The sequence below is a fragment of the Aquibaculum arenosum genome, from assembly GCF_029222965.1.
GTDB lineage: Bacteria > Pseudomonadota > Alphaproteobacteria > Kiloniellales > DSM-21159 > Aquibaculum > Aquibaculum arenosum.
Genome location: NZ_JARHUD010000002.1, coordinates 18,706 through 31,921, shown reverse-complemented (window position 1 = coordinate 31,921; position 13,216 = coordinate 18,706). Strand labels below are relative to the sequence as shown.

Below are 13,216 nucleotides of genomic sequence, written 5' to 3'. Positions count from 1 at the left end.
GGGTCAAAGGCCCGACTTAGGCTGGTTCGATGCGGCCTGGGGTGGATCCGGTTCCCGCGGTGGCTGTTGGGCTGCCTCCTGCTCCTGGCGCCACTGGCCCAGGAGGTGCGGCGGCGGCTGCCAGTCGGGCTCGCCCTTGATCGAGAAGCGGATGTCCTGTCGCTGTGCTTCCAGCCAGGCCAGTTCCAGGAACGCCTGACTACCAGAGGCCAGCACCGCACCGCCCCATTCGCGGCGGGCTTTGGCCAATGCAAGCGCGATAGCTTCTGGGTGTGCCCTTTCAAGAATGCATTGGTTGCCGTAGTCGGCAATGCGCCAGTCCTGGCCCTTTACCAGAACGTGCGTGTCCCTGGCTTTCGCCTGGCAGCCGAGACGGTGCCAGCGCGCGGCGACGGCCTCGGCCTGGCGCCTGGAGCCGATGGCGGTGCCGACCAGGGGATGGGCGAGGACGCCTTCGGCAGGCCTGGTCTGCGGCTTGGGCGGTGGCACGTCGGTGGCACGTCGATTTTCATAGATACCTGCTTTCATGCGTTGTGAAACGGCGGCTTTGCGGACGCCTGCGAAGCGATGCAGGGCGCCCAGGATGCGGCCGTTGCTGTGGGTGATGATCCAGGTGCCGGGCTTGTCGCCGGGGGCGATGGCTAGGCTCTGCTCGGATAATGCGGCTTTCAGGGTCTCGGCGCTGTCGCTTGCGGCCCAGGCCACTTTAACTGCTGCGCGGGCTTCCGGGAGCGAGATGCCTTGGCGCTTGGCGGCCTGGTGCTGGTCGGTGGTATACGCGGCTTGCGCTAAGGCTCCGCCGGTCAAGCCAGCCTCGACGAGACACTGCGCGGGATGGGGGTGCCCCTCCGCCTCCAGGGCTGCAACGACGGCGGTGTTGTGCCGCCCACGTGTGAGGCGGTGTCCGAAGCTGAGTTCGGCCCGGCGGGCGATCTTCTCTTGTCTCAGGTAACTGTGCGAACTGCTCAGCACGTGCCCAGTAAGAGGGTCGACCTCCGGTACGAGCAGGTGCCAGTGGCGGCCAAAGCCTGTGTCTCGGGCGCGGGGCTTGTTGTGCTCGACAATCAGGCAGCGCTCCAGGTCAAAGCCGAACTCCTCGGCGAGTGCCTGGAACACCGCCACGGCCTCCCGCCGCTCCAGCGGCGCATCGGGATTCACCGAGAAGTGGCGCAGGGCATAGCGCCGCTGCCACGCCCGGGCGTCGGCTACGGCGTCGGCCAGCAGGGGCTCGGCGCCGCTAAGTCGGGTAACACGCTCGTTGTCCTTCCCGCGCAGCACGTGCGTTGCCACGGCCTTGGGGCCGCTTTCGGCACGGATGCGGGTGGACTTGATGATCACCGCGCGGCCCGTCGTTGGTCGAGCGCTGCGGCCACCTGCCGCTGCATGTTCTCGACAGCACGCGCGATGCGCTCGGGCGCCTGCTCCGGAAGCGCCTCTCCCGCATTCATACGGCGGGCAATTTGATTGGCGTTGTTGCCGAGCCGCCCCACGGCGCCGCGCAGGGCCACCAACTCGGCGAGTAGCTGGCGCTCGGTGTCAGCGTCGCGGCAGGCGGCGTGGGCGGCCAGGACCGCGCGGACATAAGCCGACAGCGGCTCGTCGGCCGCCCGGGCGGCAGCCTCAAGTTCCTGCTTGAGGGCGGCGCTGATGCGGAAACGGATGATTTCGTCGTGTCTCATAAGGCAGTCTCCCTTGCTCGTTGTTAGTCGCCGTTATGGGGGTCCACGGGGGCTCCGCCCCCTGGCCAGCTTGCGCTTTGTGGAACAAAGGGCATGGCTGGCTACCAACGGCTGTCCTGAGATGAAGTGAGGCTGCCGGGTTAAAAGCGAGTTAACGTTTTCGAGGAATGGGAAGCGCGCAGAATTGAGGAGCGCGGGAAGCCGCTTTCAAGTTCATGGCTTTCCAGAGGGAAAAGACCAGGAGACCTTTGGCGCGCACATTGGAGATGGCCAGCATTGAGAAGAGCTGCGGAGTAGAAGTATTGCCCTGGGCGGGAAAGCGTGGCGCAACCAACGAGCGCAAGCGCGCGTCCCGCCCGCCGCCGTCAGGCGGCAGGTGTTTCCCATTGGTGGGGTAGATTTATCGGAGTGACTTTTCTCGCCTGACATCGACAGTGAGGGAAGGCGTGAGGGAAGAACGGAAGGGTTTCAGAAAGGAAAACGACCGGGCACCTGAGGAGGGCATCCGGTCGCGTAATGGAGCATCGATGGGCCGTGGATCGAGAGCTATTGCTTTCCGCCCTCATCGGTCCGGCAGACCTGTTCCGCCTCGTCGCAGGCGGCCAGCAGGCCCTTTCGCACCACCTGGGTGATGCTCAGTTCGAGGCCGGATTCTGCGGCCAACTTCTGGGCGGCCTGGAACCTTTGGTAGAGGCTGTCGGGCACTCTCGCGCTGATGCGCCGGAGGGGTTCGGATGTATCGGGTTCAAGAAAAATAAGCTTTTTGGTCATGACAATTCCTTCCTTTGAATAGTGGACGTTATGGTTGAACGAAGCGCGCTTGGTCTAATGGGCGATCACTTCGCACCAGGAAGACAGATGCACACATAAGGTTGAAATCGGGTTAAAACTCGCGCTGCCTGACGATGCGTTCCTCTCCGTGGGGAGGGGAGGTGCGGCATGAGCGGGGAGGCGAAAGGCAGGGCAATGGACTATATTTCCCTGGGAACATGCGCGCGCTGCCTGCAAGGCGCTGAGATGCGGTGGCAGCCCCGTGTTGAGGCATAGGTAGCGTTTCAAAACATTGTGTAGGGCTGGCCCGCTGGCGTTGTTTCAAACTGCCTACTTGGCCGGAGGATTGAGGCGTGGCCGCCCCTACTGCGAGGGGCATCCCACCATAAACTGCGCACTGTTTGCTGATTAGCTGTTTCGCTCAGCGCTAAAGAATGCTGGCTTGAGCGAACGCATCCCACGAGCTCGCCTTCGGCTGACTCGCCCGCAAAGCCCGCGGGAGGCCGAGGCCTCAATCCACTTCGTGCGCCGTGAGGAACATAGCTTGCTCCAACGCATCGAAGAACTGCTGGTAGGGTAGGGCGTCTTCGACGGGTGTGAGATTGTACTGGGCTGAAGCGCGGACCAGAGTTTGAGATTCTCCTCGTGGGCGCAGGGTGACGGTCATGCGCAATGCGTAGCCATCCAGCTTCGTCGCGCTGACACTGCCCAGCATGGCGTTGGCGTTATCAACCACGAAGGACAGATCCTGGAGCGTGGCGATCACGCTGCGGAGGGTCTGCTCGCGGTCGGTGGTGTCGAAGGCACGGCTCTGATAGCTGCGCAGTTCGACAGCGGAAGCGGAAGTGGCAAGAGCCTGGCGACGGCTATCGGTCTGGCAGGCACTCAGAGCGGCTGCGACCAAAGCAAGGAGAAGAAGGCGGCGCATGGGTATCCTTTCAGGGGCGCGGTCAGGAGGCGCGCGTTCAAATCTCGTGTGCTGTAAGGAACACGCTCTGCGAGAGCTTTTCGAAGAACTGTTGGTAGAGTTCCGGTTCCTCGAGTCCCTCGATCTTTGAGAGCTGACCGTGGGTATTCCAGACCATCCGTTGGAAGGTCACGCGCACGGCGGTAGCGGCCTTTTGCTCGATCGGCCGAGTTACCAGACTGACCCGAATCTTTTGGTTGTTGTCGACCGCTGGCATCGCCCCGAAGAGCGCGGCCACGAGAATAGCACCCGCCACCTGCCCAGCTTCGGTCGCGTCGCGGTCTTTTGTGGCAAAGATCAGACCGGCATCGGTGTCGCTGTTGTCGATGCTGTATCCCAGATCCTGCAGCACTCCTGCGCTTGCGGAGAGCAAAAGTGTCTCATCCGTCGTCTCGAAGCGCCGAGTTTGCATTTCACGTTGTTCAAGGGATTCTCTACTGAGCTGTAGCGCTTCCTTCGGAATGCCGGGTTGGCAGGCAGTGGCGCCGAGCAGCAGCAGAGCTGCCGCCGGGACGACGAAAAGCTTGTGCATGGTCGGCCTCAGAAGCTTGAGGTTCGATAGGCGAAGTCGCGTACACGCTGAGACTCGTCGAACTTGACGACGATGGTCAGCGCACGTTGAGACCGCGAGGCGGCTCCAGCGGAGCGACTGCCGCCCAGGCCGATGCCGCCGCCTCCAAGGGATGCACCACCCGCAGCCCCTCCTAGGACAAGCGCGTTTATGCCGCCGCTGCTGGTGGAGTAGGCCGTCTCAGTGGCAATGCGGTCGTACACCCATTGCTCGCGACGACGTTCGTCGGTGGAGACGATGTTGGGTGCGCCGAGTACATCGATGACCTCAGCGCTTGTCATTCCTACACGAATCTCGCGCTGCACCGTGCCAACGGTCAGACGGTCACCCTCTCCACGCGCCGCGGCTACTTCAGCCGCGTGCTGTGATGGGCTCATGCAGCCGACCAGAAACAACGAAAGAACCAGGCCGCTCGCCGTCCTGGCAATGAGGTGAAACTTCATCTAGCGGCATCCCCCAATGAGTGTTGCCGCCACTCAAGCACAACCACCTGACAGAAACGGTCATCTAACCGGGGCCGGAGGAGAAGGTGCCTATCTACACCTCTTGCCCGGGGAGGCTTGGGGGGGCGCCGCCCTGGTCCAGGCAGTGCCGGTAGAGTTCGCGCAGTTCCGCTGGTTCGACCACCTCGACAGATGGCCCCCAGGTAAAGAGGTGCCAGCACATTTCCAGCAAACCGCCTGCCTCAAAGCTAACTTGCAGGCGCCCGTCGGGAAGTTCCTCGACTTGCTGCTGCGGGTGGAACAGGAAGTGACGAGCATCCCGCACAGCTGGCCCAGAAAAACGCCAGATCACCCGACGGGGTGCCTCCTGAAAGATGCCGAAGGAGCGGTCTGCGAAGGCTTGTAGCGACACAGAAGCGTCTCGCTCAAATGCCTTGTTTAATACCGTTGCCCGCTGAATCTCTGGCAAGCTGTACATGCGAAGGTAAGGGTCTTGGCGCCCGCGCCGATGAGCCACCAGATAGTGGCGGCTCCCAAACAGAATGCCATAGGGTTCCACTTCGATTTCTGCACTCTCTTCGCGCCCGCGGTAATTGTAGAACAACCGGACCATCTGGCAGCCCTTTATCGCTTGGCGCAGTGAATCGATGACAGCCGGGTTGCGCCCTGGCCTCGGGCCAGGGCGGATGGCGACGCCTTCGGCCTCTAGGACCGCTTCGACATCTGGCTCGAGGCGGCGCGTCACGGAAGGGGCAATCAGCGCTGTCACCTTCTCGGTCAAGCCTTCAAGTTGCGTCGCTATCTCGCCGTAGCCATTGAGCGCAAGCAAACGGCGGCATGTTTCCAGTGCGGCCACTTCGTCCGCAGTGACATCCACAAGGAGCTCGGCGGTGGACTGCGGCAGCCGCCAATAGCGCTTGCGATCATCGCCCAGACGGCTTTCCACCTGCGGGAAGAGTTCGACGACCGCATTACGCAAGCGATGGGCCGTGCGCTCGGTCACCTCGAACATCTCGCAAATGTCGTCGAGGGTCACTCCGATTGCCGACCGGCGCATTGCTAGGGCAAGGCGAAGCACCTGTAATGATCTCTCGTATCGCATGCTGTCATACTGACTGTAATGGTTCAGGCACTTCAACTCCTGCGTTGCGCGGTGGCCTCAGGGTGCGCGAAGGTCGGGAAGTTCTGGGGGAGGGGAGCAAGGCGTATGATCGAACTACCGTTGGCGCATTATCGCTTCAGGTTCAGGGCGGAAGAGGCGGTGAATTAGCAAGTGCATCTGCACGTTTGGGTGTTATTCTGTCGTGCAGATTTGCGCGTGACCGGCAGGGCTCATCAGAGCCCTGGTGGGATTGGGAGGGGCGGCCCGCCCTGCCGTCGGTATCACAGAGGCAAGGGAGGAAAGGGCGATGTGGCAGATTCTGAATACGCTCGTGATGCTCGTTTGCATCTTCGTGTGCACCATCCTGGTCCTCATGTTTGCTTCCTGGATTGCCGGCAGTGTGTTCGGCCTGCTGCCGGAACGGCCTCGCACCTGATCCTGGTGGGTCGGCGTTGCACGAATGTGGGCGCCTGCCGCCGGGGTGAACAGTACAAAGCGGGGGAGTGGGGACGATGGCAAAACAAACTGCGAAGGTTGCCAAGCAAAACCTACGCGCGGCGTTGCAGGCGCGATACGGAGTCTGCCAGTCGGAGGTCGCCTTCTCCTGGATGACGAAGGAGCTTGATTCGCATCCGACCTTGAAGCGGATCAAGGAGCGGCTGCAGCACCACCGCGGGCATGCGAACTGCCACCTGCGCAAGCGCGCGGTTCACGTCGATTTCTACCTTCCCAAGGCGAATATCATCATCGAGTACGATGAGGCGCAGCACTTCACCGTGCCGCGGGCCCTGTCCTTCGAGGACTACGGCGACTACGCCGAGCGGCTGCATTTCGACGTGGCGGCATGGCAGCGGCTGTCCCGCGAACGGAACTGCAAGGACAATGATCCGCCCCATCGGGACGAGCATCGTGCGCTCTTCGATGCCGTCCGGGATATCAGGGCGGTGGACAACGGCGTGCGTCTGTTGCGCCTCGATCACTTCGCGCATCGCGAGCAAGACTGGCAGGCAGCGGATTGGCTGTTTGACCTGATCGAGGCCTGAACCTCGACGCAACAGATACCACAGCCCCGGGGGAGGCAGGCATGAGCAGGAAAAGCACGTTTGGCGTGGACGGCGAAGCCTTGATCGCTTCGGTCTGCGTCGCAGGCGAACCGGCCACGCAGGCGCGCACGAACACGGCGCGCGCCCGGCTGCTTGAGCGGATCGTCGCCGCAATCACGGCGCAGCAGGGGGAAACCGGACGGCACGCCGACGCCGTCCTGCTGCCGGGCGGCTACTTCTACCTGCCCGAGCGGATCGAGGCGGCGGATTTCGCCACCCGCCGCGCGGCCCTGGAGGCGGCGCCCTTTGCTGCCGACTGCCGCGAGGCGGCGGAGAAGTTGCCGGAGGGCACCTATCTGGTCGTGGGCATCGATGGCGCCCGCCGGCAGTCGACGCTCCTCGATCAGTGGTGCGTGGCCTGGACGCTCGAAGGTGTCGCCGGTCTCGGGCGGAAAATTTTCCCCACCGACGCGGAGGCCGAGCAGCTCGTCGTCTATGAAAGCGATTTTGCGGCCCGCGAACGCGGCATCACGCTGGTGAGCGGGCAGCGCGCGCTGCTGTGCGCCTGCTACGACATGTTCGGCGTGTCGGAGCCCTACCAGGCGAACAGGGCGCGCATGGCGAAGATCAAGCACATCGGTGGCCCGGCTGAACACAGCAGTGCGGGAACACCCCGGTTCGACGCGCGCTGCGATGCCGCTCTGTTGCGGTGGCAAGACCTGATCGAGGACGGGGGCTTCACGGTGGGCCTGGCCGCAATCCACAGCTTTCCCAGGTCAGGAGCCGGGTCCGGGCGCGGTATGTGGCAACGCCACGGCGTGGCGACCTGCTCGGCCGCGCTGCATGGCGGCCTGGCGGTCGGCGCCTCACACTTCGAACGCCTGCCCGCCAGTGAGAGGACCACTCTCGCCGCCAGGAAGGTGCCAAGACGCCATCTGGGCGAGGCGCAGCGCCGCAAGGCCCTCGAAAAGGCACCGCTGTGGACGGCGAGCCTGCCGGGGAAGGCCCTCATCCGGTGGTTCGCGTGAGCGGACAGGGGACGCTCGCCGCCTTTCGCCGGTCGTTGATCCAGCGCTGGGGCGGCGTGAGCGCCCCGGGCTGGGGCGGTCTGGAGTGGAGCGACTGGCAGCCTTTGGACAGGAGCCAAATCAAGGCCTTTGCGCCCCATGGCCCGGGTGTGTACCGCATTCGTGAAACCGGCGGGACGTGCTTGAGCTACCTCGGTCAAACATCGCGAAGCCTGCGCACCCGCCTGGGCACGCTGCGCAGCGAGTTGGCGCGGGAAGGCGGCCCCTTCGCCGATCCGCACGTGGCCGCAGCCTACTTCTGGCTCCTGCTCACGCGCGACGGCAAGAGCTTCGAGTTCTCCTGCGCCTCCCTGCCGGGCGACAAGCGGCACCTGCGCGGGCATGAGGACCTGCTCCTCTGGCTGCACCGCGTTCAGACCGGGCGCTCGACGCCGATCAACTATGCGCGCTTCTATCCCGGATTCCGCGCGCCGACGCCAACCTGGATCGGCGCGAAGGCAAAAGGACGGCGAGGCCGCAAGACCGAGCCGCTGTCAGCCGATGAGTTGGCATCCGTCATTTCCGACAAGCAGGCGCCGCTGCTCTGGACCGATGGTCCGATCGCCGAGGCACCCTGGTGGAGCGGCAGCGTTGCAGCGGACGAGGCGCTGACCAGCCTGCCGCAGGCGCCGGGAGTCTACGGTCTCTTCGACCCGGCGCTCGGTGATTTCCTCTACTTCGGCGAAAGCGATCTCATCCGCAAACGCGTCGCCCAGCACCTCAAGACCTTTCGCCACATCGAGGGCTTGTCGATCTTCTACAAGAAAGGTAGGTCGCCCTTCTCGAAGAACTGCCGCTACGAGTGGGAATGCGACCTGCTGGGCAACCACTACTTCAACCACCGCAGCCCGCCGGAGTGGCAGTACAGGAAGCACGGGTGAGACCAGCCGGCCGCTACAGCGTGTGCACGGTCGGCTGGACGCTGCACACCTCCCGGGCGATATCGACCACGTGACGATGGTGAGTCAGGTAGATGGCCTGGCCGGATCGACCGATCCGTTCCATCAAGATGCAGGCAGCGCGGGTTCTGTCCTCGTCGAAGGTTTCGAACACGTCGTCGCAGAAGAAGGGCAGGCGAATGCCCTGGGACACCATTTGTTCGTAGGCCGCGGCACGCAGCGCGAGATAGAGCTGAAACCGCGTGCCCTTTGACATGTCGCCGACCTGTTTGGCCGTGCCGCTTGCGTCCATCGCGAGCAGGATTTCCGAAGCGTCCTTGGGCTGCGTCGTCAGACGTTCATAAGCGCCGTTGGTGAGTTCGGAGAATGCACGTTCGGTTGCTTCCATCATCTCGCTGCGATGCTTGTCGCGATAGCGGCGAATGGCCTCCTCCGCGAGGGCAAGACCAAGGTCGAGCTCGAGGTACTCAAGGGCCGTCTCTTCGATCTGTAGCTGCAGCGTTGCTTTGCGCTCGACGAGGGCGGCCACATCCGCGTCGCCGGTGACCGCTGCCAGTTCATGCGCTGCGGTCGCGCGTGCCACCGTCGTTTCGGAAAGGTGTGTCTCCGCGCGTTCCAGATCCGTTTCGAGTGAAGCGGCCCGCCCCTCCAGTTCCGCAAGGGTCGTATCCTGGAGGCGTTCGCGGGCCGCATCCATGTCGGCGACGGAGAGCTCTGACAGGATCTGATTGCCGAGGCTGGCCGTGTGTTTGCGCGCCTCAATGATCTCGACCGCCTTTCCGACCGCTACGCGCAGGGCATCCAGCGTGCTGGTGTCGACGCTGTCCGGAAACAGAGTGCCGTATTCGCGAACGTGCCTGTCTATGTCCTGTCGCTGACGTTGCGCCTGCTGCAGGCGCTCGGAGTCCGTTGCGATTCTTTCGGCAAGCTGGGCCGAGCGGTCCCGGTCGCTCGCGGCCCGCGCCGCAAGGCCCTGCAGTCGGGCAAAGGTTTCCAGCGGGTCATCACACGCAATGCCGTGCTGGCCGCCCAGTTCCTCCATGGCTTCGGTGAACTGGCGTTGATCGCCCTCCATGGCTGAAACCTGCCGCTCCGCCTGCCGTCGCCGCTCATCCTGCTCGCGCAGATCGCGCAGCTTTGCAAGCGCAGCGCTCAACACGTCGGGATCGAGTGCGCCGTCGAACATGCTTTCGACCGCCTCTGCCCAGGCCGCGGCCGCCTCGCTTGCCGCCGCAGTCAGATCTGCAAGCGCGGCCTGGCGGCGCTCCAGATTGCTTTCCAGATTGGCCAGCGTATCCGAGGCCGATCGGACCTCCTCGCGATGTGTGCGCTCCGCGTCCGCCAGACGCCGGGCTGCGGCCACGGCACTGTCGAAGGAGGGCGCCTCCAGTTCAAGCAGAGGACACAACGCCTTCAGCAGCCCATCGGCCTTGTCCAGCACGGGCTGGTGCTGTCGGGTCAGCTGATCGAGCTTTCGCTGGACTTCCTGCGCTGAGCGGTGCTTCTCCGACCAGTGCGCCAATTTGGAAGGCGTCATGTCCCGGAGGCCGACGGCCTTCCCGGCCTCGGCTGCGCGTTCCTCAAGTTCGCCCAGGTGTTTCTTGAGGTCATTGAGATGGTCGTCGGCGCCGGCAACGCGCGTTTCAGCCTCTATGTGAGCCTGCTTCAACTGCCGCAGTTGGCCGAGCTCGCGTGCATGCCCGAACCGAGACGCTGCGATGTCGTCGACCCTTGCCATCGCCGGTTCAAAGGCGTCCGCACTTTCGATGGTGAGGGTTTCGCGATGGGCTCGCCACAGGGAGTCGCGCAGATTCCGCGCCGCCTCGGCATCTTCCTCGCCGGCAACGCCCATGCTCGCCTCGAGGTCGGCGATCTGACTGGATTTGACCTTTTCCTCTTCGCGATAGCGCGCCAGGGCATCGCTGGCCCGGTTCGCTTCTTCCGTCAGACGGGTATGCTCCTCGGCGAGCTCCTGCGCTGTGGCCGGATCCATTGGGCAGGCAGGCACTCGTGTGAAAGCCGCGTCTGGAGTGGAGAGCGCTGCCAGCGCTTCCTCGAGCTGTTCTTCGGCGCCCGCCAGCGAGGCATGTGCTTTCGCAAAGGCCGCCGCCAAGCTATCGACTTCGTATCGGGCGAGCAGCTCGATCAGACCGCTTTGTCGCGGTGCCTTGGACGATAGCGCGTTACATGCTTTCCGGGCCGCTTCGACCTGCTGCTGCAAGGCGGCGACTTCCCGCTGCTCCGCCTCGCGTGCCGAGGCGGCGTCGCGCATGGCTTCCCGGGCTTTCTCAAGCGTCTCGATATCGACGGCGGTTCGCACAAGGCCGCTCAGGCAGGCGTCATCGCTCGTGCCCAGCTCCCGCGCTGTCCGGATCATGTCCGATTGAGCCTCTTCGAGCGTCCGCTTGCGGCGCGGAAGATCCAGGCCCGCCGTGGTCATGCGGCTGCGCAGTTCATCGAGCCTGTCCAACGCGTCACCGAGCGACAGTTGTTCGGCGTCCACCTCGATCTCCGCGAACTCCGTCTCTGCTGCGTGAACCTCGCTCTTCAGTCGGGCAATCTCTGCCTCGAGTTTCACCTGATCCGTCTTCAGCGTGATGAGATCCTCGGGATTGATGTCGATCCGTTCCGGATAATCGGTGTAGCCCGCGATTTCCTCCGCCAGGCGGTCATGCTCTGTAAGGAGTGGCAGAGATCGGCTGAGGGCGGCGACCTCCGCTCTCTGGCGGCGCAGCCTGTCGCGCTCCTTTCTGGCAGCCGCTTCTTCACGTTCCGCCGCTTGAAAGGTGAGCTTCAGCTTGCGCAAGGCGCTGGCTGACACATCCGTGTCTCGAATCCGCTCCTCGACCGCGCGCAGCTCCCGCTTCAGTTCGGCGAGGCGGGTGGTGCTTGCGCGCTTGCGGTAGAGGGTCTGGGTCTCGTCTCGAATCTGCTCGAGCACCGCGTTGAGATCGGAGATGCCGGCCGCCGCAGAGAACAACAAGCGCCCGATGTCACCGCGGGCATTGGCTATATCCTCGCCGCCCTTTTCGATGGTGTCGTCGTCAAGGCAGAGAAGACTGCGGTAATCCTCCTCAGAGAGGCCCCCGAGGTGCGCAGCAAGCGCCTGCTCCGGAACTGGCTTGCCCGACGCATCCAAGAGATTGGCGGCGCGCGTCGACAGGCGTTTGAAGCGAGTTGCCGGGCCCTCCATTTCCAGGACGCCACTTACGCAGAGGTTCTTGCGTTGGTGCTTGAAGTCGTATGGCTCGCGAAGTGGGAAGCCATAGAGTAGCCGAAGAAAACCCTCCATGGTTGTTGTCTTCCCGGACTCGTTCGGGCCGTGGATGATGTGAAAATCCGATTGTCCGCCTTTACCGAAATTAAAGGACTTGGCGGAAAAATGTCCAAAGAGGTCGAAAGAAAGCTCGTTTATTCGCATCAGTCGGCACTGCCTTTCATGCGGGCCAGCACCCGCTTCGCGCCGTTCTCGGAAAGACGTTCGCTCAGCGTCGTCAGCGCCTGTTCGTCTGGCGCCAGCGCTTTTCGCTGCTGTGGCGGCAGTTCACCGAGCACCTCTTCCAGGGTTCCGCTGCACCGCTGGGCAAATCCGGGCTCTTGCCGGATGGCTTCCATGATCCGGGCCAGCTCGTCGGTTGCGCCCTGGCTTGGAGCTTTGCTGTCAGACAAGTCGATCACGAGCTTGTCCAGCCAGAGCCGGTCGGTCTCGCGGGCGATCCGAGCGGCGGTTTCGGTCCAGACATCCCGATCGCGCAATATCTGCCAACGGCGTTCCGTGTCTCCGGTGAGCACCAGGCGCACGATGCCGAGATCGGAGGTCAAGCTTTCGCTGAGTTCGCGCAGTCGCGCGCGCATCAGATCGCGGAGCGCGTCATCGGCATCGGCTTCCGATGCCGAAAGCTCGACTTCAACGAATTCGATGACAGAGGTTGGGACTTCCTCAATCCTTATCTGCTGATCAATGGTTATGAGCGTGGCGGATTTCGGTCCTGCATCGCCAATATCGCGGCCTTGGGGCGTTCCGGGCATAACGATCCAGGGGGCTTCCGAATGGATCTGACGACGGTGCACATGGCCCAGCGCCCAGTAGTCGAAACCGTGCGCGCGCAGGTCACCCACCGAGCAGGGAGCATAGGGGTCGTGACCCTTCGCGCCTGTCAGCGAGGTGTGGAGCACGCCGATATTTACGGCACCGGCGACTGGCGCTGGATACTTGGGAAGCAGGCTGTCCATTGCCTGGCGTCCGCCAAAGCTGACGCCGTGTATCCAAACATCATCCGCAAGCTGGACCTTGCCTCCGCGCCCGTCGAAAACGTGCACGTTATCGGGCAGACTGAGTTCACCGGTTATCGGGTTCTCGGCATCGTGGTTGCCCTTGACGTAGAACACCTGAATGCCGCGCGCCCGCAGGCGATCAAGCTCAGACGTGAGGAATGCCGCAGTGCGTGCGCTGCGTTCGGCACCGTCGAACAGGTCGCCCGCGATCAGAAGTGCGGAGACACCCTCGGCGAGCGCAGCATCCACGATGCGCGAGAAAGCGGTGCGCGTCGCCGTCTGCACCCGGCTGCGCAACTCTTCGTCCCGCAAGGCGAGCGACTTCAGCGGTGAGTCGAGGTGGACGTCGGCTGTATGGAGAATTTTGATCAATCTATGGACCTCGTTTCCAGGCGTCGC

At 63.5% G+C, this 13,216-nt stretch carries 13 protein-coding genes; 4 read left to right on the top strand and 9 right to left on the bottom strand.

Translation table 11 applies throughout. The features are described 5' to 3' along the window. Positions 1 to 3: 3 nt before the first annotated feature. From P2G67_RS03065 to P2G67_RS03035, 7 genes are all read right to left on the bottom strand, one after another. On the bottom strand, positions 4 to 1,338 hold the full coding sequence (locus tag P2G67_RS03065; RefSeq protein ID WP_275819919.1) for an LPD7 domain-containing protein: 1,335 nt from the start codon (positions 1,336 to 1,338) through the stop codon (positions 4 to 6). Continuing rightward, positions 1,335 to 1,679 (bottom strand): plasmid mobilization protein, encoded by a 345-nt coding sequence (locus tag P2G67_RS03060; protein WP_275819918.1) that lies wholly within the window; start codon positions 1,677 to 1,679, stop codon positions 1,335 to 1,337. The genes P2G67_RS03065 and P2G67_RS03060 overlap by 4 nt, the downstream gene beginning before the upstream one ends. A gap of 546 nt (positions 1,680 to 2,225) precedes the next feature. Then, positions 2,226 to 2,450, bottom strand: coding sequence for a hypothetical protein (locus P2G67_RS03055; protein ID WP_275819916.1), 225 nt, complete (start codon positions 2,448 to 2,450; stop codon positions 2,226 to 2,228). 511 nt (positions 2,451 to 2,961) lie between these two features. Beyond that, the gene (locus P2G67_RS03050) at positions 2,962 to 3,378 is read right to left on the bottom strand and encodes a hypothetical protein (protein ID WP_275819914.1); all 417 of its coding nucleotides are present in this window, start codon (positions 3,376 to 3,378) and stop codon (positions 2,962 to 2,964) included. A 37-nt stretch (positions 3,379 to 3,415) separates the two neighbouring features. Further along, a complete protein-coding gene (locus tag P2G67_RS03045) occupies positions 3,416 to 3,949 on the bottom strand; it encodes a hypothetical protein (protein WP_275819913.1) in 534 nt (177 codons plus the stop codon). A gap of 8 nt (positions 3,950 to 3,957) precedes the next feature. Continuing rightward, positions 3,958 to 4,431: a hypothetical protein gene (locus P2G67_RS03040; RefSeq protein WP_275819911.1), complete on the bottom strand. Its 474-nt coding sequence runs from the start codon at positions 4,429 to 4,431 to the stop codon at positions 3,958 to 3,960. 94 nt (positions 4,432 to 4,525) lie between these two features. Beyond that, entirely contained in the window at positions 4,526 to 5,569 is a 1,044-nt protein-coding gene (locus tag P2G67_RS03035) for a helix-turn-helix transcriptional regulator (RefSeq protein WP_275819909.1), read from the bottom strand. 271 nt (positions 5,570 to 5,840) lie between these two features. On the opposite strand from P2G67_RS03035, the gene P2G67_RS03030 reads away from it, so the two are divergent. The 4 genes from P2G67_RS03030 (at position 5,841) to P2G67_RS03015 (ending at position 8,524) form a co-directional block, all read left to right on the top strand. Next, positions 5,841 to 5,969 carry a hypothetical protein gene (locus P2G67_RS03030; RefSeq protein WP_275819907.1) on the top strand — a complete coding sequence of 43 codons (129 nt, stop codon included), beginning with the start codon at positions 5,841 to 5,843 and terminating at the stop codon, positions 5,967 to 5,969. A 76-nt stretch (positions 5,970 to 6,045) separates the two neighbouring features. Further along, positions 6,046 to 6,576, top strand: coding sequence for a hypothetical protein (locus P2G67_RS03025; protein WP_275819905.1), 531 nt, complete (start codon positions 6,046 to 6,048; stop codon positions 6,574 to 6,576). 41 nt (positions 6,577 to 6,617) lie between these two features. After that, positions 6,618 to 7,604: a hypothetical protein gene (locus P2G67_RS03020; protein ID WP_275819903.1), complete on the top strand. Its 987-nt coding sequence runs from the start codon at positions 6,618 to 6,620 to the stop codon at positions 7,602 to 7,604. Beyond that, positions 7,601 to 8,524 carry a GIY-YIG nuclease family protein gene (locus P2G67_RS03015; RefSeq protein ID WP_275819901.1) on the top strand — a complete coding sequence of 308 codons (924 nt, stop codon included), beginning with the start codon at positions 7,601 to 7,603 and terminating at the stop codon, positions 8,522 to 8,524. The genes P2G67_RS03020 and P2G67_RS03015 overlap by 4 nt, the downstream gene beginning before the upstream one ends. A 13-nt stretch (positions 8,525 to 8,537) precedes the next feature. On the opposite strand, the gene P2G67_RS03010 is transcribed toward P2G67_RS03015, so the two are convergent. Further along, entirely contained in the window at positions 8,538 to 11,963 is a 3,426-nt protein-coding gene (locus P2G67_RS03010) for an ATP-binding protein (protein ID WP_275819899.1), read from the bottom strand. Next, positions 11,963 to 13,189 carry a metallophosphoesterase family protein gene (locus P2G67_RS03005; RefSeq protein ID WP_275819897.1) on the bottom strand — a complete coding sequence of 409 codons (1,227 nt, stop codon included), beginning with the start codon at positions 13,187 to 13,189 and terminating at the stop codon, positions 11,963 to 11,965. Before P2G67_RS03005 ends, P2G67_RS03010 begins: the two co-directional genes overlap by 1 nt. Positions 13,190 to 13,216: the final 27 nt, after the last annotated feature.

Excerpts from the sequence above, each read along its gene's own strand:
- P2G67_RS03025 (WP_275819905.1), top strand. The coding sequence starts at position 6,046 with ATGGCAAAACAAACTGCGAAGGTTGCCAAGCAAAACCTACGCGCGGCG.
- P2G67_RS03050 (WP_275819914.1), bottom strand. The coding sequence starts at position 3,378 with ATGCGCCGCCTTCTTCTCCTTGCTTTGGTCGCAGCCGCTCTGAGTGCC.
- P2G67_RS03030 (WP_275819907.1), top strand. The coding sequence starts at position 5,841 with ATGTGGCAGATTCTGAATACGCTCGTGATGCTCGTTTGCATCTTCGTG.
- P2G67_RS03010 (WP_275819899.1), bottom strand. The coding sequence starts at position 11,963 with ATGCGAATAAACGAGCTTTCTTTCGACCTCTTTGGACATTTTTCCGCC.
- P2G67_RS03060 (WP_275819918.1), bottom strand. The coding sequence starts at position 1,679 with ATGAGACACGACGAAATCATCCGTTTCCGCATCAGCGCCGCCCTCAAG.
- P2G67_RS03055 (WP_275819916.1), bottom strand. The coding sequence starts at position 2,450 with ATGACCAAAAAGCTTATTTTTCTTGAACCCGATACATCCGAACCCCTC.
- P2G67_RS03045 (WP_275819913.1), bottom strand. The coding sequence starts at position 3,949 with ATGCACAAGCTTTTCGTCGTCCCGGCGGCAGCTCTGCTGCTGCTCGGC.
- P2G67_RS03020 (WP_275819903.1), top strand. The coding sequence starts at position 6,618 with ATGAGCAGGAAAAGCACGTTTGGCGTGGACGGCGAAGCCTTGATCGCT.
- P2G67_RS03040 (WP_275819911.1), bottom strand. The coding sequence starts at position 4,431 with ATGAAGTTTCACCTCATTGCCAGGACGGCGAGCGGCCTGGTTCTTTCG.